The sequence below is a fragment of the Candidatus Phytoplasma citri genome (genome assembly GCF_002009625.1).
Lineage (GTDB): Bacteria > Bacillota_I > Bacilli_A > Acholeplasmatales > Acholeplasmataceae > Phytoplasma > Phytoplasma citri.
This window is the reverse complement of sequence record NZ_MWKN01000082.1, coordinates 1-313: the sequence shown is the minus strand read 5'-3', so window position 1 is coordinate 313 and position 313 is coordinate 1. Positions and strand designations below refer to the sequence as shown.

Sequence of the window (313 nt, the reverse complement as noted above, 5' to 3'; positions counted from 1 at the left end):
AACCTTTTAAGTCAATTTTGACAATATAGTCAATCCCTTTAAATCTTTGTTTGACGCGTTTGATAGCATCATGGCAAGATTTTTTGGTTCTAAATCCCAAGCTCCATTCTGAAAAGATATTTTCAAAATAGGGAGTTAAGAGTTGTTCGAGGCATTTTTGTATTAACCGATCTTTAATGGTAGGTAAACCCAAGGGTCTAGTTCTTTTATTATCACTAGGAATGAGAATTCTTTTAACTGGTTTGGGGTTATAACCATTATTGACGTATTCCTGATGGTATCTTTCTAGTCTTTCTAGATTAATCCCATCAAT

The 313-nt window shown here is 33.2% G+C and carries 1 protein-coding gene; it reads right to left on the bottom strand.

Annotation, left to right across the window (positions count from 1 at the left end; all coding sequences use genetic code 11):
• Nucleotides 1-313: reverse transcriptase domain-containing protein (locus B2G44_RS01990; protein WP_257616377.1), on the bottom strand; the 313-nt coding region annotated here is incomplete at both ends.